We start from the raw sequence: 24,829 nt of genomic DNA, 5'->3' as shown, positions 1-24,829 counted from the left end.
TTCTTGCCTTTTTGATTTAGGTATTTTTAATCTTGCTTTATATCTTATCTATTTTAACTTTGCACTTTTTTTATATAGACGAGCTAAAAGCCCCGAAACTTCAAATTAATACTAAAATAAAATCTTGCAGGATAAAATGTGAAGGCAGCTATTGAATGTTTAAAACCTCACATTCTCCATATAGAAAGGTACGTCATTTATGTCTGAGAACAAACTATTATTTTTCATTTTATCATTCTCTTCTATCCTTCACTCGCTCAATTCAATTTTAGACCCTACTGCAAGCTGGACATCTTGGTTGGTAAACATTGCTCTATTTCTTTTGGCCCTTCTCTTTTTAAAGTACACCTTAAAAGAAAAGAGAGAAACTCAAAAGACCAAGCCGAGTCACACAACGACACAGAGCCCGGACTGAGTATCCGGGCAAATGTATATCCAGTTCGGTTCGTTTACAGCAAGACCACCTTATACTTCTTCACATCCAAAAACTGCAAAAACTCCCTCGCCAGCACTTCCGGCGCATGCGTCTTCCCTTCATCCAGCCGATATAAAATCAGACCGATAATCATCGCGGATACATAATAAGCATAAAGCTTTTTTCCCGCTTGAATCTCAGTCTGCTGATGCAGATAAAATGTTTCCAGCGCTTTGATCATCTCGGGTATCACATGAGGAACACCCCAGTCCCGATTGAGAAAATGAACAATGGGCATGCGGTCCGATAAAGCAGAAAGCAGACTGGTGAGCGCTGTCTCTGCTTCTTCTAAGGAAAGCCCACTCGGACTGGAGGCAATCGTCAGGTGGTCTATGATCTCCGCGCATGATTGCTGAATCATAGTTTGCAGCAATTCCTCTTTACTGGCATAGTGATCATAAAAGGTTGCGCGGCGGAGGTTACTTTTACGGGCAATATCTGAAATCGTGATGGCTGCGTAATCTTTTTTCTCCGCCAATACGTCCAGCAAAGCCTTCTGCAGCGCCTCTCTCGTTCGAACCACCCGCCTGTCGATTTGTTTCTCCTTCTCTCGTTCTCCTGGCACAGCTTTTCCAAACAGCCAATAAAATCGCTTTTGAGAAACAAGCTCCCATACCTTCTGGCTGATGGCTTCAGGAGACGCGGCCGCATCTTCATTCAGCCAATACAGGATAATCGCGTACGTGTACAAGGCCCGATAATGTCCATAAATGTCCCGTTTTCGGCGTCAAATTCACATGGATCGGAGCCAGCAGGACATCCTGCTGAAACACATCCTTAAAAAAACGATGAAAATGTCCTCTGTTCATCATTACATAAAAAAACGATCGATGTTCGTGAACAAAGGATAGCGTCGGATGCACGGTTTGCCGTTTTTTGTTCAAATGGAGGGTATCCATATGCCTGAAGGCGTCAAAAAGCGCTTTGCCCAGTCCTTCCTTCATGTCTTCGATCACATCCTCAATGATTGAAAACTTGTCTTCATAATAAAGGTAGAGCGTCCCGCGGCTCACTTTGGCCTTCTCAGCAATTTCTTTCATTGTGATATGTTGAATATCCCTTTCTTCCAATAAGGCCAGCAGCGCCTGTTTTACTTGGGCTTCAGCAGATTCCGGCACAAAAGACACCTCCAATCATTAGACAGATGTTCGATATATGTACGGTAACGTATAGATGGTTCACCGTTGTCTTTCTTATAGAAAAGGTACCACTTTATAATAGGTCTGAGAAAAGAAGAAAGCAAATGAGGGGGATTTTACAATGGAACAGCAAGTAAAAGACGACATTCAGCGTGTCTTTCAGCTTCAGAAAAAACAGCAAAAAGCACTGCGCGCTTCAACAGCGGAACAGCGCATAGAGAAGCTTCAGCGCTTTTTAGATTCTGTCATTGCCCATGAAGAGGAAATCATCGCAGCGATCCGCAAAGACGTCCGCAAACCCTATCACGAGGTTAAAAAAGCGGAAATCGAAGGGACGAAAAAAGCGATTAGAGATACTATGAACAACTTGGAACAATGGATGACGCCTAAAGAAGTCGGTTCATCTTTAAGTCCTGACGCAAACGGCATTCTCATGTACGAGCCTAAAGGCGTAACGCTCATCCTCGGTCCGTGGAACTATCCGTTTATGCTGACGATGGCGCCGCTTGCCGCTTCTCTCGCAGCCGGAAACAGCGCGATTGTGAAGCTGTCTGATTTTACGATGAACACAAGCAACATTGCTGCAAAAGTGATTCGAGACGCTTTTGATGAAAAAGAAGTCGCGATTTTTGAAGGAGAGGTTGAGGTGGCAACCGAGCTTCTAGATCAGCCGTTTGACCACATTTTCTTCACTGGAAGCACAAATGTCGGAAAAATCGTCATGACAGCAGCGACCAAACATTTGGCATCTGTCACACTTGAGCTTGGCGGCAAGAGCCCAACGATCATTGACAGTGAATATGATCTCATGGACGCAGCGAAAAAGATCGCAGTCGGGAAATTTGTAAATGCCGGCCAAACCTGCATCGCACCTGATTATCTGTTCATTAAAGAAGACGTTCAGGACAAGTTCGCGGGCATTTTACAAACGATCGTCAACGCAGGATTTATGGAGGATGATCATAACCCAGACCGCAGCAAATTTACGCAGATCGTCAATGACCGCAACTTCAACCGCGTCAAAGACCTGTTCGACGACGCCATCGAAAAAGGGGCGGAAGTCGTATTCGGAGGCGTGTTTGATGCCAGCGACCGCACGATTTCGCCAACCGTTTTGAAAAACGTCACACCTGACATGAAAATCATGCAGGAGGAAATTTTCGCACCGATCCTGCCGATGATGAACTATGAAACCATCGACGAGGTCATTGATTACGTAAATGATCGCGATAAACCGCTTGCGCTTTATATATTCAGCCACAACCAAGACCTGATTGACAACGTCCTTCAGCATACGACATCAGGCAACGCCGCCATCAATGATGTTGTCGTCCATTTCAGTGATGTCAACCTGCCATTTGGAGGCGTCAACACAAGCGGAATCGGCTCCTATCACGGGGTATATGGCTTTAAAGAGTTTTCTCATGAGAAGGGTGTATTTATTCAAGCCGCTAAATAATCATAATGGAGAGGATCTGCATCATTCTGCAGGTTCTCTTTTATTTTTCACTACACTCTGAAACTTCTTGTAACAGGTTTTTTTGATGCTGAACGAAAGGCTGCAAAAAACCAAATGATGTTTACAGCAGCCGCAGCGAGACAAACCCCTATCACAAGGATTACCTCAGAAAGCAGATGGTCACTGAACAAACTAAACATCAAGATAAAACCGGCCGAAGACAAATGAATCAAAAGCCCAAAGCCGCAAAGCACCGCCATGACATACCTCATTGCATCAACTCCAAGCATGTAAATGAGAAAAGGAATGAGATACAACACAAAGATCATTCCGATAGCTGCCCACATGCCGACTGAGTTAAACTGATTGGCCGCCCCTCCCGTTTCGGCCAGCGGTGAAAGTGAAGCAGCGGCAATCATGACGCAAAAAAGGAACGCAGAAATGATTGTTACGACCGCCACGCTTTTTTTTCTAGACATCAAATCCCTCCTTTAAATAGAAATATTAACCTTTTTATTATAATTAAGACAAATGGAAAATTCATCAATATCTAGAAAATCCCAGAACACATACGCAAACGATATGGTTCTTACTAGTATATTTATATAGTAAATAAAAAGGATAAAAGACTCATTTTTAAGGCTTATCAGGGTTTTATCACCATATTATATTGCACATGCTTTTTTTCAAAGTATACTATTCCAGATTCATTCAAAGGAGAGAGAAAAATACATGGAAAAACCAGCAGGATTTTGAATTCGCTTTTTAGCTTATTTTATTGATGGCATTATTGTATCTGTTCCTAGTTATATGATTTTATTTATTATCAATACGGTTTTTGTGGCTGGATCTGTGGCAGCAGACCCTTACATGACCCAAGAGGAGTATATGGTGACATACATGACGATTGCATTTTTGCCTACTATGCTGATCATGATCGTCATCAGTGTGTTATATTACGGACTGCTCACAGCTTCTAAAATGCAAGGCACACTCGGCAAAAAAATTCTGGGCTTAAAAGTGGTCAATGAACAAGGCGGACGGGTTTCTGTCGGACAGGCAATTGGCCGTTACTTTGCCTATATCTTATCTGGCATCATCTTTTATATCGGGTTTATCATGATCGCCTTTGGAGAGAAAAAAGGCCTGCATGACATCATTTGCAAAACACGTGTCGTGTATAAATAATAGAAAAAGTCTAGAGCCAATAGGCATCTAGACTTTTGTTTTCTTTACAATAGGCTGCCATGCCATATACGTAGCGCTTCTCCACAGCCACTCAAACGGCCCCATCCGAAAAACACGAAGCCAAAGGTGGCTGAAGACCATTTGAATAGCACAAACGGCAATCGTAATAAGCACGCCGGCGGCAGGGTGCACTTTCCCATACAGTCCCAAGCCGTAATGATAGAAAATCCACGTACACACGATAGACTGCATCAGATAATTGGTAAATGCCATCCGCCCAACAGCAGAGAAGGATTCCAGCACTGTTCTCACTCTTGTTTTATGATAAAGATAGACAATCGTTGTGACATAGAAAAACATCAGGAAAGGCGCGCCAATCAGCAAGAATATTTGCTTATCTGTTACAGTGTACAGCACCTGGGCGGAGATGCCGATGATAAGCCCGGCCATCCACACTCGTTTCAATCCTTTGCGATGCTTTCCCGGTTCATGCAAGTACCGAGATTTCGCCGCAGCAGCTCCCAGCAAAAACATGCTGAAATAAGGAATGGATGCAAAGAAGAAGTTGAGCGGGTTATACGTAAGCATGCCATTCGAGGACATGTAAACAAGACGATCATGGATCCGCTGTTCCGCAATATCCTTCAAGCTGCCGCTTCCGTACACATGGAGCGCTTGCTTTGCTTGTTGTGTTACCGCTTGTGCCCATTCCTGCCCGTTTGATTGATCAAAGCTTGTAAACATGAACGGAATGGAAAACAGAAGATACAAAGAGACCGCCCATATCAGCAGTGTTTTCGGCTTTGTTTTTCGAAACAAGAGCAGGACGAATCCGAGCAGGGCATATTCCGTTAAAATATCCCCGTCCCAAATCAAAAAAGCATGAACCGTTCCAAACAAGAGAAGCGCCGTTAGCCTTCTCACGTATAGCGGAACAAACCGTTTTCCTCTGCTTGCTGCTCTCTCCATCATGACAACCATGCCAAATCCAAATAAAAAAGAAAACAATAAAATACATTTTGTTTGGATGAAGAATGTCATGATGGCTGTTGCTGCAAAATCTGCATCAGACCACTTTTCTGTAAAAAAGTTCTCTTTTCCAAGCATAGACAAATACATATCCGGATAACTGAAATGTGCCAGGTTGACAAATAAAATTCCAAAAATCGCTATTCCTCTTAGCACATCAAGCACGCCGAACCGCTCATCTGTCAAAGTCGGCTGCAATGAAGACATAGCCATCACGCTCCTTTTTTCTGTACCTTAAGGATATGAAAAAAAGGAGCGCAGAAACATCGATTTAGGTGTCAGGCAGGCATGGCAACCTTACAATCTTGTCACCTTATGGTTTCATCACCTTTAAATCTAAGGATTCAATATTCTGCAAAACCCGATCAAAGCGCAGAGCCTGAGGCTCACTTGGGAAGATGTGGCCTTCATACGGCTCACCTAACGTCCGGAAAAACGGTTCAAATAAGCCTGGAACCAATACGCCCACCATCTTTGTATAATGGGAATCCAGACGATAGGAGTGAACAGTATTCGCAGGAACATGCAGAAAATCTCCCGGATTCAGCTGAATTTCTTGGCCATTGGCCCACATCGTCATCTGCCCCTCAAGGCAAAAAAATGTTTCTGTATGATGTTCATGGTAGTGATCAACGATTCGGTCGCCTTTAGGGCCGTCTGATACGACGACGATAAACTGGCCGTCTGTATTTTTTTGTGCAGCCACAATGCGGTGAAGCTGGTCTCCAGTTATTAGACGGTCGCCTTCTCCAGACTCAAGCACGTATGGAGCCGGTCCATCCGGAAGCTCTGCCAGTTCCGCTAATGTTGGCACACCGGCAGCCTTTTCTTCATCCAGAAATGTAATGTCAGCTACTGTAGCTGCTTCTGCAAATTGCTCGTTTGACACCTCTTCGCTTGCGTGCGGAGGGTGTTCAGCGTGATCATATGGATTCCCAATAACGGAATACATGTGGGCAACATTTCCTTTCATCGTGTAAGACACCAGTCTTGTTCTGTGGCTCTGCATCCGGTAGCTGTGCGGTGTTCCGGCCGGAATGTTCGCATAGTCCCCTGATATTAATAAATAGCGTTTCCCGTCAAGCGTCAGCTCAAGCTTCCCGTCCAAAACGAGAATCCCTTCATGTGTGTCCTTGTGGACGTGAAGCGGAAAGGCATCTCCTTTTCCCCCGGCAAGCAGCACGATCTCAAACAGATCGCCGGTGCTCTTTCCATTCGCCATCACCGTGGCAACCTGTCTGCCGAACAAATAGCGCTCACCTTCTCCGCTGCGGAGCAAATAAGGCATTTTTTCTTTAGGTAATGCATTTTCACATAATTTTTTCATATATCGTTCCTCCAATGTAGACCAGTCAGTATACTTTCATCTATCTGACTAGACCGTTCTATATAATTGTAGGAGAAAGGATAACAAATTGCTACCCTTTTTTTCTCACCAGCACTGGAATTTGTTCGGCAATGAGAAGAAGAGGCGTTTTGTCTTTATTCGTTAACGAAAGCATGATCCCGCCCTCAATCATCGAATTGATCAGTATTCCCAGCTGATTTGCTTCTTCTTCTGCAAAACCATTTTCCACTAATTTTTTGGCAAACACCGCTTCCCAGCTTTTAAACACCTTCATACAAACCGTCCGCAGCGGTTCACTGATTAATGCTGTCTCACTCGCCAGCAAACCGACTGGAATCCCTTTAATGCTTTCTGTGTTGTCAAATTGGCTGGCTGTTTTTTTGATAAATTGCTGAATCGCTTCTATTGGATCAGAGAATTCATCCATGCTTTGCTGTATCAGATGTTCAATCAATTTCCCTGTGTATGTAACCGCTTCAATTGCTAATTCTTCTTTGCCCTTCGGAAAAAAGTGATAAAGCGATCCCTTCGGAGCACCGCTTTCTTTCACAATCTGGTTCAAACCCGTCGCGTGATATCCTTGCAGCTGGAACAGACGTGACGCCGTGTGAAGGATTTTTTCACGTGAATCTCCTCTGCTAGTCATTAAAACATTCCCTCCTAGGTATGGTAGAGCGACTTATATAATATAAAAAAGAACCCTGTGATTGTCAAAATGGGTAAGACCCTCCCGGATGGGGTAAATGTAGAAAAACAGCATCTAGGAGGGATCTCAATGACAAACGATTATTCAGTCACGAATACAGAAAAGCTTGAACAACAGAAGTCGGGCATGAAAACGAAGATCAAACTGAAACAACTTAAGGATCAAGTGATCGTCATTACCGGCGCTACAAGCGGGATCGGACTTGTCACGGCACGAATGGCAGCTGAACAAGGCGCAAAGGTCGTCGCAGCAGCTCGAAATGAAGATGCGTTGAAGGAACTTGCTGATGAACTAAAGGAAAAAGGGCACGACGCCATATGGGTCAGAGCGGATGTCGGAAAAGAAGAAGACGTCAACCGCATTGCAGAAACCGCAATCAGCACATTTGGCCGCTTTGACACATGGGTCAACAATGCCGCCGTCTCGATCTTCGGACACGCTATGGACGTCACCGTTGAAGACATGAAGCGCATGTTTGACGCAAACTTCTGGGGGCCTGTTTACGGAACAAGAGCGGCCGTCAAACACTACACCAGCAGAGGCGTGCCGGGCGCACTAATCAATGTAGGCAGCCTGTTTGGCGACAGGGGAACTGTCATTCAATCCACATATGCGTCAGCCAAATTTGCGCTTCACGGCTGGACGGAAACCATCCGGATGGAGCTTGAGAAAGAACAAGCCCCCGTCTCGGTTACGCTCATTCACCCAGGCAGAATTGACACACCTTACAACGAACACGCGCACAGCTACCTAGACAAACAGCCGGCTCATTATCGCTCCATCATCTACCCTCCGGAAGCGGTCGCCGAAGCCATCCTGTTTGCCGCCGAACACCCGAAGCGTGACATGTACATCGGCTCACAGGCAAAAGCCATCGCCATGCTGGGCGCTCTTTTCCCCCGGCTGACCGACAGACTGATGGAGAAAATCATGTACCACAGCCAGCATGCTGAAAAACCGTCCAAACCGCGGGAAGAAAGCGCGCTTTATGAAGCCGGCTATGGCATGCATGACAGGGGCACAAACAAAGGATGGCTGCGCTCAAAAAGCTACTACACGAAAGCCACGAAACGCCCGATTGTATCAGCGGCTGTTGTTGCCGGACTGGTCGCTTTGGCTGCCGTCAAACGATACAAATAATCTCTGGCCATAGGAAAAACCCATGCTGTTCCATCGAACACATGGGTTTTTTAATGTTAGTCGATAAAGGCCTTGTTCATACGCTGCAGGAGCTCGCCGAACATCTCTTTTTCCTTTGTTGACCATTCTTTCAGCATCTGTTCATAACGTTCAAGACGCTTATGCTGATCGGCTTTTAATATTTGTTTGCCGAGTTTTGTAATGGTAAACAGGCTGACTCTCCCATCGGAAGGGTCTGAGAAGCGATAGATGAGCTCCTTCGCCTCTAATGCAGCTGCTTGTCTTGAAAGAGTAGAAATATCAAGCTTAAACGATTCAGCCAATTCCTTTACACGAGCAGGCCCAAACTCATCCAATTGTCTCAGCAATAAGTACGAAGATCTCTCCAAATTCCCTGTTCTTTTCTCAGATTGATCCAGATAAACGGCTCTCCTGATAAAAGTCGTCAGCTCATATTCAATTAATTCAACTGGGTGTTGTTTTTGCAATCGTTCTCGCTCCCCATTCCAATCTCCGACATTGACAACACCATATATACTTGTATAATACAAATGTATATTTCATGAATACATACAAGTCGTTATATGATCAATTAATTATTTTACTTGTATAGTACAATTATATAAAAAGAAAGTAAAGCGATTCCTCAGAACCATCCTAGAAGCCAGTCACCAGAAAGGAGGAAGCAGTTCTCATTGGAGAGCGGCACTTGATGTGAAAGTCATTCGAATTATGTTGCAAGTGTTGATATTATATGTATTTTTTATGATCGGGGAAGCCATTCAGCATCTGTTTCATTTACCGGTATCAGGCAGCATAGTCGGATTGGTATTACTGCTGATCAGTTTAGGTCTCCGTATTGTTCCCGTCTCCTTAATTCAAGACGGAGCAGGGTTTTTATTGTCCTTTCTTCCATTGTTGTTCATCCCGGCAATGACAGGAGTGATGAATTACCCGTCCCTCATTTCATTCAACGGCCTGATCCTGCTGATTACAATCGTTCTGAGCACCATCGTTACGATCATTGCGGCTGGATTCGCCAGCCAGCTATTAGAGAAAAAAACAAAAAAACGTGAGGAGAAAGAGAAATGCAGCAAGCAAGTATCGCAATCATTATAATTCTTTTAACAGTTGCCGCTTACTTAGCGATGGTCAAGCTTTATAAGCGATTCCCGCTTCCATTTCTGATCCCTGTTCTGACAACGACAATATTGATTGTCGCGGTTTTGGTTATGTTCCATGTTTCGTATGAAGGCTATATGATCGGGGGGAAATGGATCAATTCTTTGCTTGGGCCCGCTGTTGTAGCGCTAGCCTATCCGCTTTATAAACAATGGCATATCATTGTAAAACATTGTGTTCCCATCCTAGGCGGCGTCCTGGTGGGATTATGCATGGGAATGATCAGCGGGCTGATTTTCGCAGAAGCCTTCGGGATTGATCATGATCTCTTATTATCCATTCTGCCAAAGTCGATCACAACCCCTGTCGCCATTCAGATCGCCGCCGGTCTTGGCGGTGTTCCTTCTATGACGGTCGTATTTGTCATGATTGCCGGCTTCTCAGGCGTCATCCTCGGGCCGCTGGTCCTAAAATGTCTTCGCATACGCAGCTCACTTGGCCAAGGCATTGCATTAGGCAGCGCCTCCCATGCACTGGGCACCTCCAAAGCATTGGAATATGGGGAACTGGCCGTATCCATGAGTTCCGTCTCAATGACGCTTTGTGCGGTGCTTGGCTCATTCTTCGGCCCGCTCGTTGTCTGGCTGTTTCATATTTAAGAAAGAGAGACTGCCCCGCAGGAGGGCAGTCTTTTTTGAGATACGAATCGGCGAAAGGAATTCTTGGCCTCTTATTTTAGTTCCCCTATGTCTTTTAAATATTGTTCACGTTCTTTTTTATCTGGGTAAGCGGTTTTGATATATTTATCTTTTACCTCTTTGCTATATTCACTCCAATCTGTAAAACGATTACCTACATCCTCAGAGTAACTCATTCCGTCCACTTTATTGGAATCATAAATTAAATCTGCTGAGAAATAAAACTTATCTGGATTGTCATTTATATAGCCATTTACTATTATTCTTCCCATTGGGTTTATTTCAATCTTATCCTCAAATGCAATTGTTTTAATAAAATTGTGAATATCTTCTTTTTTAAGATGTTCTTTAATTTTTGGTTTCATCTTTTCTACATATTCTTCTGCTTTTTCTTTATCGCTTTTTTCTTCTTTTTTCACTACTTGTTTACCTCCAGTCTCTTCTGTTGTTTGATCCGATATATTCATTTTTTTTACTATTTCATAAGAAATACCTAATAGAATAGTCACTACGATCGAACCTATTATAAGTATTTTTTTGACAAACGACATGGTATTTCATCCTTTTTTAATTTATTATACAATATATACAAGTTTTTGGAGAGTGAAGATATGGCTAGAAAAAAGAATTCACTTACTGACGAAGATTATAATAAAGCATCCAGTGCTGCATACAATATAAGAAACTATCATATTGGTACTAATATTGAGATAAGTAATGGACAAAAGTTATATGTAGTTGATTATAAAAAAACTAATAAGGGGCTTGATGCCCTTACCTTAGTATCCGAAAAAGATTACAAAATTTCCAACCATGGAAAAGACAAAGAAAAAATCCAAAACGCCATCATCGCCTACCGAGGATCAGAACCCATCAGCCCGGGCCAATTACAAGACACAATAAAACCATACCGTGATGAGAGGGAACAGCTTATTAAAGAAGTAGAGAAAAAGGGAATCAACATTCCTAAAGATGAAGATGGTTCTTTCTATGACTACGTACAAGGGGTTCCTGAATATTCAAATGAGATTTTGCAGGATTGGATCCATATGGACACCAGTTATTTGGTTGGTAAAAAACCTTTTGATGACGGGACAGAAAACCAGGCCATTCAGGCAGATCAATATGCCAAAAGAATACATAGAGATTTTAAAAATGCTGACATTCAAGTAACAGGTCACTCATTAGGCGGTTCTAATGCAAGCTATGCAGTCGTGATGAATGACTTTATCAAACGCGGCGTTACTTTCGAAAATCCTAACATATATGAAAACCTGCCTGAGGATGCCAAAGCCCGAGCATTAAAAGGGGATTTCCGCAGCCGTTTAACAGAATATATTAATTTAAATGATGGCTTATCTTTGCTGAATCGGGATGCCGCTGAAGTAGGTAAAGTGAAAGTGATGTATGACGAGGCTTTATTAAGTGGTGTACAAAGTAATGGTCTCTCAGCTGTAGTGAAGAAAAAGCTGGGGCTTGCACTTCAACATTACAGCAATCCATCTCTTGATGTCACACTATTTGTTGAAGCCTTGATGGGAAGTCACGGTTTGGACCGATATAACTTCAATTCAGACGGCTCTGTCCAAACAGTTGATGATGTGTTAAAAAACAATCCTGATTTTGCATTAGCGATGCTTAAGCAAATGAAGTCAACCAATGTGAAAGCCAATACAGGGGTTTCAATCCTCATTAAGTCGCATGTATTGATGAATACAAGCACGCAGTTAAAACATATCGCAGAATCGGAATGGTCTAGAATTATTCGCCAGATTGAAAGAATTGATGACAAAGTAAAGGATTCTATTGAAGATGTCAGAAATATGCATACACGAATGGTTGGTTTTGGTACATATGATGAATTATCCGTTTCTGATGTCGATGATCTGATCAATAAACTGAAAATGAACAAACCGCATCACCTTTTTTACTCAAAAGAAAAATATGATCAGGCAGTAGATGCAGCGCTTCATTTACAGCACTTGCTTCAGATGGTTGCAGATGACCTTGGACATATGGGACACGCTTACCATGATGCAGATCTGGCCTTAGCAAGCCGGATGGGGATTTCATAAGGGAGAGAAAGAGACATGGATTTTATGAATAAAAAACCTACAGATGCAGACCGTTTTATGCAAAGAGTGACAAGCCAGCATTCAAACACTTCACTTCTTTCAAATGCCCATCTTGATACTTCTGAAATGACACCAGAACAATTGGCGGCGTACAAAGAGAAGAAAAGACAAGAACAAAAATTGGCGCTGATGAATTCAATCAAAAAACAACTAAGCTATGCTTTTCAGGAAGACCGCAAAAACCTGTCTTCAATCCTTGATCACATCACAGATACCGAGCAGGCAGTTAAGACAAAGCGGGACATTCTCGGCCATCATATGTCAGGTAAAGCAATTGACAGTGTCACTGATAAGATGAAGGATCATCTATCTTTTGATAACGTTCGTTCCCAAGTATCGAGTGTAGTCAATTCCATTGGCTTATAGAATAAAGAACCCAAAGCCGGCATTTTGCCTGCTTTTTTGCTTTTCCGCAGACTGGAAAAGGGCTGTTTTACATATGATATGATTACAAATGACAAAATGAGGGTAATGTTTTAGTTCTACAATTCACAAAAGGAGGTTCTAATGGAACACTTAGATTTGCATCATATTTTCGAACTAGGTTTTTTGCTGGTCATGATTGCAGCAGGGATCACTGCGATTGCCAAGAAGTGCAGGCAGCCTTATCCCATCGCGCTCGTGATTGTCGGAACGATCATTGGACTTGTACATATTCCGCTCTTTGAACCGCTGAAAGATTTTATCACTGAGGGCGAAGTCTTTAACTTCGTCATCATTACGCTGTTCTTGCCGGCTTTATTAGGAGAAGCTGCGCTGAAGCTGCCCTTTTCCCATTTGCGAGAAAATAAGCGGCCTGTTCTGGCACTGGCCTTCGGCGGTACGCTCATTTCGTTTTTGATCGTCGGCTTTTCTTCCATGTGGCTGATGCACTTGGCCATTCCGGCAGCGTTTGTCTTTGCCGCTCTGATGAGTGCAACAGATCCTGTTAGTGTGCTGTCCATTTTTAAAAGTGTAGGCGCACCGAAAAAGCTTTCGATCGTTGTTGAAGGAGAAAGCCTGTTCAATGACGGGCTGGCGGTTGTGCTGTTCAACATTTCCGCTTTTTACTTGATGACTTATTTGGATCTCGGCATCCAAGGCGCCGGTTTAGGCTTGTGGGAGTTTGTCAAAGTCATTTCTCTCGGCCTTATCATCGGAGGCGCTCTTGGATATGTCTTTTCCCAGCTCACCAAGTATTTTGATGATTATCCCTTAGAAATTATTTTTAGTATCATTCTGTTTTACAGTTCATTTCTTTTGGCAGAGATGGCAGGTGCCTCAGGGGTAATCGCCGTCGTTGTCGCAGCGCTTATTTTCGGCAATTATGGCGCCAAAATTGGCATGAGCCCGACGACAAAGCTGAATATCAATAACTTTTGGGATGTCGCCGCCTTGCTTGCGAACTCCCTTGTCTTTTTAATGGTCGGGCTCGAGATCACGAGAATTGACCTGACTGATAAATGGGGTTTGGCCATTATGGCAATTGTGATTGTGCTCATCGCCCGAAGTGCCGCCGTCTACATCAGTTTGGCCTTTATCAAAAAATTTCCGGTTACATGGAAGCATACCATCAATTGGGGCGGACTGAAGGGCTCTCTGTCCATTGCCCTTGTGCTGAGCCTGCCACGAGACTTCCCGGGACGTGAAGACATTCTGGTTTTCGCCTTCAGTGTCGTTTTATTTTCCCTTGTTGTTCAGGGGCTCACCATTAAGCCGCTTCTGGAACGGTTAGGCGTGAATCAAAAAGAAGAAGGCAATCAGGAATACGAGGAATTGCTCGCAAAAGGACATCGCTTAGAAACCGCCATCAAAGAAGTACAGCAAGTCAAAGACAATTTGCTTATACACGAAGCTGTCTCCAGTGAACTGACAGACCAGTACAAAAAAGAGGTCAGCCAGCTCCATCAACAAACAAACAAATTATTCGAAACATACCCGGAACTCAAAAACAAACAGCAAACCATCTTGAAAAAACATTCGTTATACGCCCAATACCAAGCGATCGAGAACTTATCAAAGGAAGATATCATCTCAAACGAAGTGGCTGAGCATGAGCAAGCGCAGATCATTGATGAAATCGTTCGTTTGGAAAACGATCATTAACACAAAAAAGCAGACTGTCATCAGTCTGCTTTTTCTTCTTTTATGATTTGAAAAAATCAACCAGCGGCTGAAAATCCTTTGATAAATCAACGTCATTCGGCTCGGCTTGAAGAAGGCGGTCAATCATGCGCTCCAGTTCCTTCATATCATTTTGATCTGTGTATTCAATGAAGTTTAAGCTTTCGAGCCAATCCCGATACGAATGTTTGGCTTTGCCATAGCTGTTTCCAAAGACGAGGCAAGGTGTTTTGGTGATAATCGAGAAAATCATTGCGTGCAAGCGGTCGGTAATGACCAATTTACTTGAACCGATGCGGTCAAGCATTTCCATAAAATGCTTTTCGCGATCGGCGTAATCAATCGTGTCGACCGTATCCAGCACCGTGTCAGTACGCTCCGTATAAGTTGTTTTTTCTGCCCATTTCCTCATGTGTGAAATAAAATCTTCATCGGTCACTTTCTCCTTATCCGCTCTTAAAATAAAGAGAACGCCGTCCCGCTCGAGCTCTCTCGGCACAATATCCAAGGAAAGCACCATGTCCGGTGTAAAGATCACATTGGAGTTGAAGGTTTTTTTTACAACATCCAGTGTCTGGGTCTCACGCGCAGCAATCGTTAAGTTTGGATTTTGATGGTACGCATCCTGTGTTTTTTTCTTTTCTTTATTTCCGTCCTCTGTATCTTCAAAATAAACGGATTGCGGCAGAGAAATCGATTTGTAGTCTTTAAACGCCGCGAAGACCTTTCTTCTGTCTTCCTCAATATCGAGATAGAGGTTTCCTAAATTTCCTCCGCCTGTAAAGCAGACAATATCGTCTTCACTGATAATCTCCTTCACCAGTTCAATGCCCTCATCCGTCGCATAATCCATAATCTCAATGTATTCATAGTAAGGAAAATGGTTTTTGATAAATTTCTCTTCCGCATACGCTATCGCTTGGTCACCAATGTTTGTGTAACTCGGGGAACCAAACAAAAATACTTTTCGTTTATCATTTAACAGGGCTTCTGGCTCTACATTTGGCGCAATGCCTTTTACGAGTTTTTTGCCTTTGATTTCTTGTACAGTCATGTCGTCGTCCTCCTTCTGGGATGAATGCCTCATTGTGTGGTTACCTGTATCTACCCAAAAAGGAGGCTGGCTATGCATTGGCGTGTGCGCGCTATATTAGAAACATCGTTTTCGCCAACTTGATAGACGCTGCGATGTCCCGCGCCGTTCTTTCCATATATTCCGCGGCATGTTCACATGCGTCTTCTAGAGACATAGCTCCGGGAATGATGCTGAAGAGCGCATCGATTCCGTGTTGATAGACGGCATCACTGTCTCGTGATATTGAACCAGCAATGCCAATGACAGGCACATCATATGATTTTGCCGCTTTGGCCACACCGATCGGCGTTTTTCCGTAAATCGTTTGGCTGTCAATCCGCCCCTCACCAGTAATCACAAGGTCTGCATCTAGAACTTCATTTTCAAAATCAAACGCTTCTAGGACAATATCAACGCCTCTTTTCAGATCAGCATGAAGAAAAGCCAACAGACTCCACCCCAGACCGCCCGCTGCGCCGGCGCCCTCTGTTTCTCTGCAGGCTGTTCCGAGCGCTTTTTCTGCCACATCCGCGAAATGGACCAAGTTCTGATCCAGCGCATCCACCATGTCGGCTGTCGCGCCTTTTTGCGGCCCGAAAACAGCCGAAGCTCCTCGTGGCCCAGTTAACGGATTGTCCACATCACAAGCGACCTCCAGTTTGACACTTTGCAATCTGGAATCAAGCCCCCTTACATCTATTGATGCGAGCTGAGATAACGCGCCGCCCCCGGGCCCAATCTCACGGCCTGATTCATCAAGAAGCCTTCCGCCCAATGCTTGAATCAGCCCGGCCCCTCCGTCGTTCGTGGCGCTTCCGCCGATCCCGATGATCAAACGCTCTGCGCCCGCATCAAGAGCCGCTCCGATTAATTCTCCCGTTCCCCTTGTTGTGGTGACGAGCGGATTTCGTTTATCAACGGGCACCAGATGCAGCCCTGAGGCGGCAGCCATTTCAATCACAGCTGTTTTCCCATCTCCCATCATGCCAAAAAACGCCTTCACCGATTCCCCTAGCGGACCCGTAACAACCTGTTCTTTGATCCATCCGTTTGTGGCATCAATCAGAGACTGAACCGTACCCTCGCCGCCGTCCGCCATTGGCAATTTTCTGTAATCAGCACCCGGAAAAACTGTTTTGAATCCTCTTTCTATCGCGTCAGCGGCCTCCAATGCTGATAAGCTTTCCTTAAAAGAATCAGGTGCAATGATGATTTTCATCCAAATCGCCTCTTTCAAACATGATTCACGCAACCTATTTATCTACAATGTACCACACCAGCGCTGGGAATACATACCATCATTTATGGTAGAAATTAAATTAAAAATTAGAAATGAAAGTGTTTGCATAAATAAAACATTCACGTTATCATACTTGTATACAAGTATACTCCTTGAGTGAGGAAGGTGAGTGTATGATAGACTCCAAGAACCTGTTGTATCCCGCAAAATGGCTCTCAAAAGCGTCAACTGGTGTTCGTGTTGCATACGAGCTGAGAATGCGGATTATTTCAGGCATGATTGAAAGCGGTACCATTTTATCAGAAAATACGATCGCCGCCGAGTTTTCAGTAAGCCGTTCACCGGTTCGCGAAGCGTTCAAAATACTCGCATCTGAAAAAATCATCCGCTTAGAACGAATGGGAGCGGTTGTTATTGGGTTAACTGAAAAGGAAATCGCAGAAATTTATGATGTACGTTTACTATTAGAAACTTTCGTCTTTGAACGGCTTGTCAAAATTGACCCTGAGCCATTAGTCAAGGATCTCAGCAAAATCCTTGAAATGATGAAAGTCTCCATCAAATACGAGGATGCTGACGAATTTTCATTTCAAGATGTGCTGTTTCATGAAACGATTATCCGGGCTATCGATCATTCATACATTCACATGATCTGGAACAATCTAAAACCCGTAATGGAAAGCTTTATTCTTTTATCAATGCGGGCACGATTAAAGGAAAAATATGAAGACTTCACAAGGATTTTAGATAACCATGAGCTTTATATACAGGCCATTAAAACAAAGGATAGGGCGCTGATGATTCAGTCCCTTCACCAAAATTTTGATGATGTGCAAGAAAAGGTAGAAGACCTGTGGCTCTCACAACAAATGCTGGCAAAAGGAGCTGAAGACAACAATGACTAGTTATATGTTAGGAATCGATATCGGCACGACAAGCACAAAAGCTGTGTTGTTCAGTGAAAATGGAGACGTAATACAGAAAGAAAGCATCGGCTATCCGCTCTATACACCGGACATTTCAACAGCTGAACAAAACCCGGAAGAGATTTTTCAGGCAGTCATCCAAACAACAGCGAGAATTACAAAACAGCATCCTGAAATCTCATTCATTTCGTTCAGCAGCGCCATGCACAGCGTCATCGCAATCGATGAAAAGGACCAGCCGCTGACGCCTTGCATCACATGGGCCGACAACCGGAGCGAAGGCTGGGCGCATAAGATCAAAGATGAATGGAACGGGCATGAGGTGTACAAACGGACAGGAACACCGATCCATCCGATGTCACCGTTAAGCAAAATTGCCTGGATCACGAACGAACGAAAAGAAATCGCTTCCAAAGCAAAAAAATATATTGGCATCAAAGAGTACATTTTTAAACAGCTGTTCAATGAGTATGTCATTGATTACTCATTGGCATCTGCAACAGGCATGATGAATCTGAAAAACTTGGATTGGGACGAAGAGGCACTGCGTATCGCAGGCATCACGCAGGATCACTTATCCAAACTCGTGCCGACAACCGAGATCTTTCAGCACTGCAGCCCGGAATTAGCGATACAGATGGGAATCGATCCGGAAACACCTTTTGTCATCGGCGCAAGCGACGGCGTACTGTCTAATCTCGGCGTCAACGCCATTAAAAAGGGCGAGATCGCTGTCACCATCGGGACAAGCGGTGCCATCCGCACGATTATTGACCAGCCGCAAACCGATGAAAAGGGACGGATATTCTGCTACGCCTTAACGGACAAGCATTGGGTCATTGGCGGGCCGGTAAACAATGGGGGCATCGTCCTTCGCTGGATCAGAGACGAGTTTGCCTCTTCCGAAATCGAGACAGCGACACGGTTGGGCATTGATCCATATGATGTGCTGACGAAAATTGCAGAACGTGTCAGACCTGGTTCTGACGGCCTGCTGTTCCACCCATACCTCGCCGGAGAACGCGCTCCGTTGTGGAATCCGGATGTACGCGGCTCATTTTTCGGCCTGACCATGTCGCATAAGAAAGAGCATATGATAAGGGCGTCATTAGAGGGCGTCATTTACAATCTGTACACAGTGTTCCTGGCGTTAACAGAATGCATGGAAGGACCGGTTACCCGCATCCAGGCGACAGGGGGATTTGCAAGGTCGGAGGTTTGGCGCCAAATGATGTCAGATATCTTCGAATCAGAGGTTGTCGTTCCGGAAAGCTACGAAAGCTCATGTCTTGGCGCCTGCATTTTAGGCCTGTATGCGACAGGAAAAATTGATTCATTCGATGCCGTGTCTGAAATGGTCGGCAGTATGCACAGACATACGCCGATTGAAGACTCAGCCAAAGAATACAGAAAATTAATACCGATTTTTATTAATCTCTCAAGATCATTAGAGAATCAATATACACAGATTGCGGATTATCAGAGAGGCTTAATCACACACAACTAGTCCATGACATGAAGGGGAGGACATTACCATGCCATTAATTATCGTTGCAATTGGGATCTTAGCATTACTGCTTTTGATAATGGGCTTAAAATTAAACACGTTTATTTCCTTACTGGTGGTATCGTTCGGCGTGGCATTGGCACTCGGGATGCCGTTCGATAAAGTTGTCACCTCTATTGAAGCAGGAATAGGGGGAACTCTTGGCCACATCGCGCTCATCTTCGGACTTGGTGCGATGCTGGGCAAGCTGATCGCCGATTCAGGAGGCGCACAGCGCATCGCGATGACACTCGTCAATAAATTCGGCGAGAAACACATTCAATGGGCCGTTGTCATTGCCTCATTCATCATTGGTATTGCATTATTTTTTGAAGTAGGATTGGTTCTATTAATTCCGATTGTATTTGCGATTTCAAGAGAATTGAAGATTTCTATTTTATATCTCGGGATTTCGATGGTCGCAGCGCTGTCCGTCACGCACGGGTTCCTGCCGCCGCATCCGGGACCTACAGCAATTGCCGGTGAGTACGGCGCAAACATTGGGGAAGTGCTGCTGTACGGCTTTATCGTTGCTGTTCCGACAGTGCTCATTGCAGGCCCTTTGTTTACAAAGCTCGCGAAAAGAATCGTTCCTGCCTCATTTGCGAAGTACGGCAATATTGCATCACTCGGTACGCAAAAATCTTTTAAGCTTGAAGAAACACCTGGCTTTGGAATCAGCGTCTTTACTGCAATGCTTCCAATTATCATCATGTCGGTCGCGACGATTATTGATCTGCTTCAAGAAACAATCGGATTTGCGGATAACGGCGTTTTAGCTTTTATCCGATTGATTGGAAACGCATCGACTGCTATGATTATTTCGTTATTGGTTGCAGTCTATACAATGGGCATCAAACGCAACATTCCAGTCAAAACCCTGATGGACTCTTGTTCAACAGCCATTTCACAAATTGGCATGATGCTTCTGATCATCGGAGGAGGCGGCGCCTTCAAACAAGTGCTGATCAACGGCGGTGTCGGCGATTACGTAGCAGACTTATTCAAAGGTACTGCATTATCGCCAATCGTCTTAGCATGGCTCATCGCGGCGATCCTGCGCATTTCTTTAGGATCAGCCACCGTTGCCGCGCTAAGCACAACAGGGCTCGTCATTCCATTATTGGGACATTCTGATGTCAACCTGGCATTAGTCGTGCTAGCAACAGGCGCAGGAAGTGTCATCGCTTCTCACGTCAATGACGCCGGCTTCTGGATGTTCAAGGAATACTTCGGATTAAGCATGAAAGAAACATTTGCCACATGGACGTTGCTGGAAACGATTATTTCCGTTGCTGGACTGGGATTCATATTATTGTTAAGTTTAGTTGTATGAAATTGATGAAGGAGCTGTAACACATGTTCAATACGATTGGTGTCATAGGCTTAGGCGTAATGGGAAGCAATATCGCCTTAAACATGGCAAACAAAGGTGAAAACGTCGCCGTCTATAATTACACCAGAGATCTAACGGACCACCTTGTTCAAAAGCTGGATGGACAATCTCTCAGCCCATATTACGAGCTTGAGGATTTTGTTCAATCGTTAGAGAAACCAAGAAAAATCTTTTTGATGGTCACAGCGGGAAAACCCGTAGATTCCGTCATCCAATCACTAATGCCTTTACTTGAAGAAGGCGACGTCATCATGGACGGAGGAAACTCCCATTATGAGGACACAGAAAGAAGATATGACGAGCTGAAAGAAAAAGGCATCGGTTACCTGGGAGTCGGCATTTCCGGCGGGGAAGTTGGCGCATTAACAGGGCCATCCATCATGCCGGGCGGGGATCGCGATGTCTATGAGAAAGTCGCTCCTATCCTGACCAAAATCGCAGCTCAGGTCGGAGATGATCCGTGCTGTGTTTACATCGGTCCCAAAGGGGCAGGGCACTTTACAAAAATGGTGCACAACGGCATTGAGTATGCCGACATGCAGCTAATTGCAGAAGCCTATACATTTCTGAGAGAAACGCTTCGTCTGCCGCTTGATGAAATTGCATCTATTTTTGAAACATGGAATCAAGGTGAGCTGAAAAGCTATCTAATAGAGATTACAGCTGAGATTTTACGCAAGAAAGACGAAAAAACAGGACAGCCTCTGATCGATGTCATCCTTGATAAAACAGGCCAAAAAGGCACCGGGAAATGGACGAGCATGCAGGCGATTGATAACGGCATCCCGTCCACAATCATCACAGAGTCCTTGTTCGCCCGCTACCTGTCATCCTTAAAAGAAGAACGGGTGGCAGCTCAAGACGTGTTAGCAGGCCCGGAAGCCGAAGAAAAACACTTTGATAAAGACACTTGGATTGAATACGTCAGACAGGCTCTTTATATGGGAAAAGTATGCGCCTACGCACAAGGCTTTGCCCAATATAAAATGTCTTCTGAGCTTTACGGATGGAACCTGCCGCTCAAAGACATCGCTTTGATTTTCCGAGGCGGCTGCATCATTCGCGCAGACTTCCTGAATGTGATCAGCGAAGCATTCAGCGAGCAGCCAAATCTGGCAAACCTTCTGATCGCGCCATATTTCACAGATAAGCTCCAAGCCTATCAAACAGGCCTGCGAAAAGTCGTTTGTGAGGGCATCAGCACAGGAATCTCATTCCCATGCTTAACCACAGCGCTCTCTTATTACGACGGCTATCGCACAGGGCGTTCCAATGCAAACCTATTGCAGGCGCAGCGCGATTACTTCGGCGCCCATACGTACGAACGGACAGATATGGACGGCGTTTTCCATACGAATTGGTCTGAATAACAGCCATCAAAAAACACGGTCAGTTCAACTGAACCGTGTTTTTTGATTTCTTCTTATTCTGAAAGAGAACCAGTACTATCACAATGATCCAAACAGCTAGAGACATAAGCAATATTATAAATATCATAAACAGTGATACAATAATAGCTAGAAACAATCCCCCAATTATTCGTGTGACAGCATGCTTGCTGTTCCGTTCTACTCAGCTTTTTTTATTGAGAGAAATGATCAAACGATTCACCCCTTGCTCACTCTGTCATAAAATGTTCAAATGCTCTAACAAGCCTGACCTTCTGATGGATAAAAGTCGCTGAAAACCTTGTCTAATTGAGAATCAACCCATTTTAACATTCTTATCTGCTATAAAAGAAATGCCTAAATCTTTCCTATCACACCTAACACAAGACGAAAAAAAGTAAGTTATTAATGGGTTTTGGCTTGACAAAAATTATATATTAATTATTAATTAATATATAATTAGAATTATTATTGAAAGCGAATATGCTTTCTAAAACATTTTTAGGAGGAATATACATTATGTCTTTAATCGGTAAAGAAGTACTTCCATTCGAAGCAAAAGCATTCAAAAACGGTGAATTCATCGATGTAACAAACGAAGATTTGAAAGGCCAATGGAGCGTATTCTGCTTCTATCCAGCAGATTTCTCTTTCGTATGCCCGACTGAGCTTGAAGATCTTCAAGAACAATACGCTGCACTTAAAGAATTAGGTGTTGAAGTATACTCTATCTCTACAGATACTCACTTCGTACACAAAGGCTGGCATGACAGCTCTGAAAAAATCGGCAAAATCACTTACGCAATGATCGGTGACCCATCTCAAACGATCTCTCGCAACTTCGATGTTCTTGACGAAGAAACTGGTCTTGCTGACCGCGGAACATTCATCATCGATCCAGATGGCGTCATCCAAACTGTAGAAATCAATGCAGGCGGAATTGGCCGTGACGCAAGCAACCTGATCAGCAAAGTAAAAGCAGCACAATACGTTCGTCAAAACCCAGGTGAAGTTTGCCCAGCTAAATGGGAAGAAGGCGGCGAAACTCTTACACCTAGCCTTGATCTAGTAGGTAAAATCTAAGGAGTGCATTCCATTGGTACTTGATGCAAATATCAAAGCACAATTAAATCAATACATGCAGCTAATTGAGAATGATATTGTTCTCAAAGTTAGCGCAGGCGAAGATGACACTTCTAAGGACATGCTGGCTCTCGTTGATGAGCTGGCTTCCATGTCATCTAAAATTTCAGTTGAAAAAGCTGAATTACACAGAACACCAAGCTTTAGTGTCAATCGTGTCGGAGAAGACACTGGCGTTACATTCGCCGGTATCCCTCTGGGCCACGAATTCACATCATTAGTCTTGGCGCTGCTCCAAGTGAGCGGCAGACCGCCTAAGGTAGACCAAAAAGTCATTGACCAGGTGAAAAAGATCAGCGGTGAATACCACTTTGAATCTTATATCAGCCTGACATGCCACAACTGTCCTGACGTTGTACAAGCTCTAAACATGATGAGCGTGCTGAACCCGAACATTACGCACACGATGATCGACGGTGCAGCATACAAATCAGAAGTTGAAAGCAAAAATATCATGGCAGTGCCGACCGTTTACCTGAATGGCGAATCCTTCGGAAGCGGCCGTATGACGCTTGAAGAAATTCTTGCAAAAATGGGCAGCGGCGCAGATGCATCTGAGTTTGCCGGCAAAGAGCCGTTTGACGTTCTTGTTGTCGGAGGCGGGCCTGCTGGCGCAAGTGCAGCCATCTACACTGCGCGTAAAGGCATCCGCACAGGTGTTGTCGCTGAACGCTTCGGCGGACAGGTTCTCGACACAATGAGCATCGAAAACTTCATCAGCGTCAAAGCGACGGAAGGTCCGAAGCTTGCTGCAAGTCTCGAAGAGCATGTGAAGGAATATGATATTGACGTCATGAACCTTCAGCGTGCCAAACGCCTTGAGAAGAAAGATCTGTTCGAACTTGAACTTGAAAACGGCGCTGTCCTGAAAAGTAAAACAGTGATCCTCTCAACAGGTGCCCGCTGGCGCAATGTCAACGTACCTGGTGAACAAGAGTTCAAAAACAAAGGTGTCGCTTACTGCCCGCACTGTGATGGACCATTGTTTGAGGGCAAAGACGTAGCGGTTATCGGCGGCGGAAACTCTGGTATCGAAGCAGCGATTGATCTTGCAGGTATTGTCAATCACGTCACTGTGCTAGAGTTCGCGCCGGAACTGAAAGCAGACGAAGTCTTGCAAAAACGTCTCTACAGCCTGCCAAATGTCACTGTCGTGAAAAATGCACAAACAAAAGAAATCACAGGTGACCAGAGCGTTAACGGCATCACATACGTGGACCGCGAAACAGGCGAAGAAAAACATGTTGAACTCCAAGGTGTATTCGTCCAAATCGGTCTCGTTCCAAACACAGAATGGTTAGAAGGAACGGTTGAACGCAATCGCATGGGCGAAATCATTGTCGATAAACACGGCGCAACAAGCGTACCAGGCTTATTTGCTGCCGGCGACTGCACAGACAGTGCGTACAATCAGATTATTATTTCGATGGGATCAGGTGCAACTGCCGCTCTCGGCGCGTTTGATTACCTTATCCGTAACTGATAAAAAACCGCTATTTTGCCAGATTGGCAGGATAGCGGTTTTTTTGTAAATAAATCACCCGAACCAAGCACTTCAGTAAAAGTACTCGAT

At 44.3% G+C, this 24,829-nt stretch carries 22 protein-coding genes and 1 pseudogene; 14 read left to right on the top strand and 9 right to left on the bottom strand.

What is annotated here, in order from left to right:
- Window positions 1–449 precede the first annotated feature (449 nt).
- Window positions 450–1,593: pseudogene (locus tag MOF34_RS18845) on the bottom strand (TetR/AcrR family transcriptional regulator).
- A 142-nt stretch (window positions 1,594–1,735) separates the two neighbouring features.
- On the opposite strand from MOF34_RS18845, the gene MOF34_RS18840 reads away from it, so the two are divergent.
- Complete coding sequence (locus tag MOF34_RS18840; protein ID WP_268401314.1) at window positions 1,736–3,073, top strand: aldehyde dehydrogenase family protein; 1,338 nt, start codon at window positions 1,736–1,738, stop codon at window positions 3,071–3,073.
- A gap of 50 nt (window positions 3,074–3,123) precedes the next feature.
- On the opposite strand, the gene MOF34_RS18835 is transcribed toward MOF34_RS18840, so the two are convergent.
- Window positions 3,124–3,552 carry a DUF5391 family protein gene (locus tag MOF34_RS18835; protein WP_268401312.1) on the bottom strand — a complete coding sequence of 143 codons (429 nt, stop codon included), beginning with the start codon at window positions 3,550–3,552 and terminating at the stop codon, window positions 3,124–3,126.
- 277 nt (window positions 3,553–3,829) lie between these two features.
- On the opposite strand from MOF34_RS18835, the gene MOF34_RS18830 reads away from it, so the two are divergent.
- A complete protein-coding gene (locus MOF34_RS18830; RefSeq protein WP_029317153.1) occupies window positions 3,830–4,261 on the top strand; it encodes an RDD family protein in 432 nt (143 codons plus the stop codon).
- A 27-nt stretch (window positions 4,262–4,288) separates the two neighbouring features.
- On the opposite strand, the gene MOF34_RS18825 is transcribed toward MOF34_RS18830, so the two are convergent.
- The 3 genes from MOF34_RS18825 to yxaF form a co-directional block, all read right to left on the bottom strand.
- Complete coding sequence (locus tag MOF34_RS18825) at window positions 4,289–5,497, bottom strand: DUF418 domain-containing protein (RefSeq protein WP_268401311.1); 1,209 nt, start codon at window positions 5,495–5,497, stop codon at window positions 4,289–4,291.
- A 106-nt stretch (window positions 5,498–5,603) separates the two neighbouring features.
- Window positions 5,604–6,617: a quercetin 2,3-dioxygenase gene (locus tag MOF34_RS18820; protein ID WP_268401309.1), complete on the bottom strand. Its 1,014-nt coding sequence runs from the start codon at window positions 6,615–6,617 to the stop codon at window positions 5,604–5,606.
- 91 nt (window positions 6,618–6,708) lie between these two features.
- Window positions 6,709–7,284: a transcriptional regulator YxaF gene (gene yxaF, locus MOF34_RS18815; RefSeq protein WP_019716295.1), complete on the bottom strand. Its 576-nt coding sequence runs from the start codon at window positions 7,282–7,284 to the stop codon at window positions 6,709–6,711.
- A 129-nt stretch (window positions 7,285–7,413) separates the two neighbouring features.
- Between yxaF and MOF34_RS18810 the strand changes: the two genes are divergently transcribed.
- Window positions 7,414–8,484 carry an SDR family oxidoreductase gene (locus MOF34_RS18810; protein ID WP_268401308.1) on the top strand — a complete coding sequence of 357 codons (1,071 nt, stop codon included), beginning with the start codon at window positions 7,414–7,416 and terminating at the stop codon, window positions 8,482–8,484.
- A 56-nt stretch (window positions 8,485–8,540) separates the two neighbouring features.
- Here the strand turns inward: MOF34_RS18810 and MOF34_RS18805 are convergent, their stop codons facing one another.
- Window positions 8,541–8,972, bottom strand: a complete 432-nt coding sequence (locus MOF34_RS18805) for a MarR family winged helix-turn-helix transcriptional regulator (protein WP_019716297.1) — start codon at window positions 8,970–8,972, stop codon at window positions 8,541–8,543.
- Window positions 8,973–9,198: 226 nt separating this feature from the next.
- Between MOF34_RS18805 and MOF34_RS18800 the strand changes: the two genes are divergently transcribed.
- Complete coding sequence (locus MOF34_RS18800) at window positions 9,199–9,603, top strand: CidA/LrgA family holin-like protein (protein WP_019716298.1); 405 nt, start codon at window positions 9,199–9,201, stop codon at window positions 9,601–9,603.
- Window positions 9,573–10,265 (top strand): LrgB family protein, encoded by a 693-nt coding sequence (locus MOF34_RS18795; protein WP_268401306.1) that lies wholly within the window; start codon window positions 9,573–9,575, stop codon window positions 10,263–10,265. The genes MOF34_RS18800 and MOF34_RS18795 overlap by 31 nt, the downstream gene beginning before the upstream one ends.
- Window positions 10,266–10,336: 71 nt before the next feature.
- Here MOF34_RS18795 and MOF34_RS18790 read toward each other — a convergent pair whose 3' ends face one another.
- Window positions 10,337–10,855, bottom strand: a complete 519-nt coding sequence (locus MOF34_RS18790; RefSeq protein ID WP_019716300.1) for a DUF1433 domain-containing protein — start codon at window positions 10,853–10,855, stop codon at window positions 10,337–10,339.
- Window positions 10,856–10,915: 60 nt separating this feature from the next.
- Between MOF34_RS18790 and MOF34_RS18785 the strand changes: the two genes are divergently transcribed.
- From MOF34_RS18785 to MOF34_RS18775, 3 genes are all read left to right on the top strand, one after another.
- Window positions 10,916–12,379, top strand: a complete 1,464-nt coding sequence (locus MOF34_RS18785; RefSeq protein WP_268401303.1) for a lipase — start codon at window positions 10,916–10,918, stop codon at window positions 12,377–12,379.
- 15 nt (window positions 12,380–12,394) lie between these two features.
- A complete protein-coding gene (locus MOF34_RS18780; RefSeq protein WP_019716302.1) occupies window positions 12,395–12,805 on the top strand; it encodes a hypothetical protein in 411 nt (136 codons plus the stop codon).
- A gap of 141 nt (window positions 12,806–12,946) precedes the next feature.
- Window positions 12,947–14,524 carry a Na+/H+ antiporter gene (locus tag MOF34_RS18775; RefSeq protein ID WP_268401301.1) on the top strand — a complete coding sequence of 526 codons (1,578 nt, stop codon included), beginning with the start codon at window positions 12,947–12,949 and terminating at the stop codon, window positions 14,522–14,524.
- Between the two features lie 40 nt (window positions 14,525–14,564).
- On the opposite strand, the gene MOF34_RS18770 is transcribed toward MOF34_RS18775, so the two are convergent.
- Together MOF34_RS18770 and MOF34_RS18765 are read right to left on the bottom strand one after the other, a co-directional pair.
- A complete protein-coding gene (locus MOF34_RS18770; protein WP_268401299.1) occupies window positions 14,565–15,596 on the bottom strand; it encodes a polysaccharide pyruvyl transferase family protein in 1,032 nt (343 codons plus the stop codon).
- 91 nt (window positions 15,597–15,687) lie between these two features.
- A complete protein-coding gene (locus MOF34_RS18765) occupies window positions 15,688–16,836 on the bottom strand; it encodes a glycerate kinase (protein ID WP_268401298.1) in 1,149 nt (382 codons plus the stop codon).
- Window positions 16,837–17,030: 194 nt separating this feature from the next.
- Between MOF34_RS18765 and gntR the strand changes: the two genes are divergently transcribed.
- The 6 genes from gntR to ahpF all read left to right on the top strand — a co-directional run bounded on the left by gntR (window position 17,031) and on the right by ahpF (window position 24,739).
- Window positions 17,031–17,762 (top strand): gluconate operon transcriptional repressor GntR, encoded by a 732-nt coding sequence (gntR, locus tag MOF34_RS18760; RefSeq protein ID WP_019716307.1) that lies wholly within the window; start codon window positions 17,031–17,033, stop codon window positions 17,760–17,762.
- Window positions 17,755–19,290 carry a gluconokinase gene (gene gntK / locus MOF34_RS18755; protein WP_268401297.1) on the top strand — a complete coding sequence of 512 codons (1,536 nt, stop codon included), beginning with the start codon at window positions 17,755–17,757 and terminating at the stop codon, window positions 19,288–19,290. Before gntR ends, gntK begins: the two co-directional genes overlap by 8 nt.
- A gap of 28 nt (window positions 19,291–19,318) precedes the next feature.
- On the top strand, window positions 19,319–20,665 hold the full coding sequence (gene gntP / locus MOF34_RS18750) for a gluconate permease GntP (RefSeq protein ID WP_268401295.1): 1,347 nt from the start codon (window positions 19,319–19,321) through the stop codon (window positions 20,663–20,665).
- A 23-nt stretch (window positions 20,666–20,688) separates the two neighbouring features.
- The gene (gene gnd, locus MOF34_RS18745) at window positions 20,689–22,095 is read left to right on the top strand and encodes a decarboxylating NADP(+)-dependent phosphogluconate dehydrogenase (RefSeq protein ID WP_268401294.1); all 1,407 of its coding nucleotides are present in this window, start codon (window positions 20,689–20,691) and stop codon (window positions 22,093–22,095) included.
- Window positions 22,096–22,632: 537 nt separating this feature from the next.
- Window positions 22,633–23,196, top strand: a complete 564-nt coding sequence (ahpC, locus tag MOF34_RS18740) for an alkyl hydroperoxide reductase subunit C (protein ID WP_019716311.1) — start codon at window positions 22,633–22,635, stop codon at window positions 23,194–23,196.
- A 13-nt stretch (window positions 23,197–23,209) separates the two neighbouring features.
- Window positions 23,210–24,739: an alkyl hydroperoxide reductase subunit F gene (gene ahpF, locus MOF34_RS18735; RefSeq protein ID WP_268401292.1), complete on the top strand. Its 1,530-nt coding sequence runs from the start codon at window positions 23,210–23,212 to the stop codon at window positions 24,737–24,739.
- Window positions 24,740–24,829: the final 90 nt, after the last annotated feature.

Source organism: Bacillus sp. T17B1, from assembly GCF_026796395.1.
Taxonomy (GTDB): Bacteria; Bacillota; Bacilli; order Bacillales; family Bacillaceae; genus Bacillus; species Bacillus spizizenii_A.
This window is presented reverse-complemented; position numbering and strand designations above follow the sequence as displayed.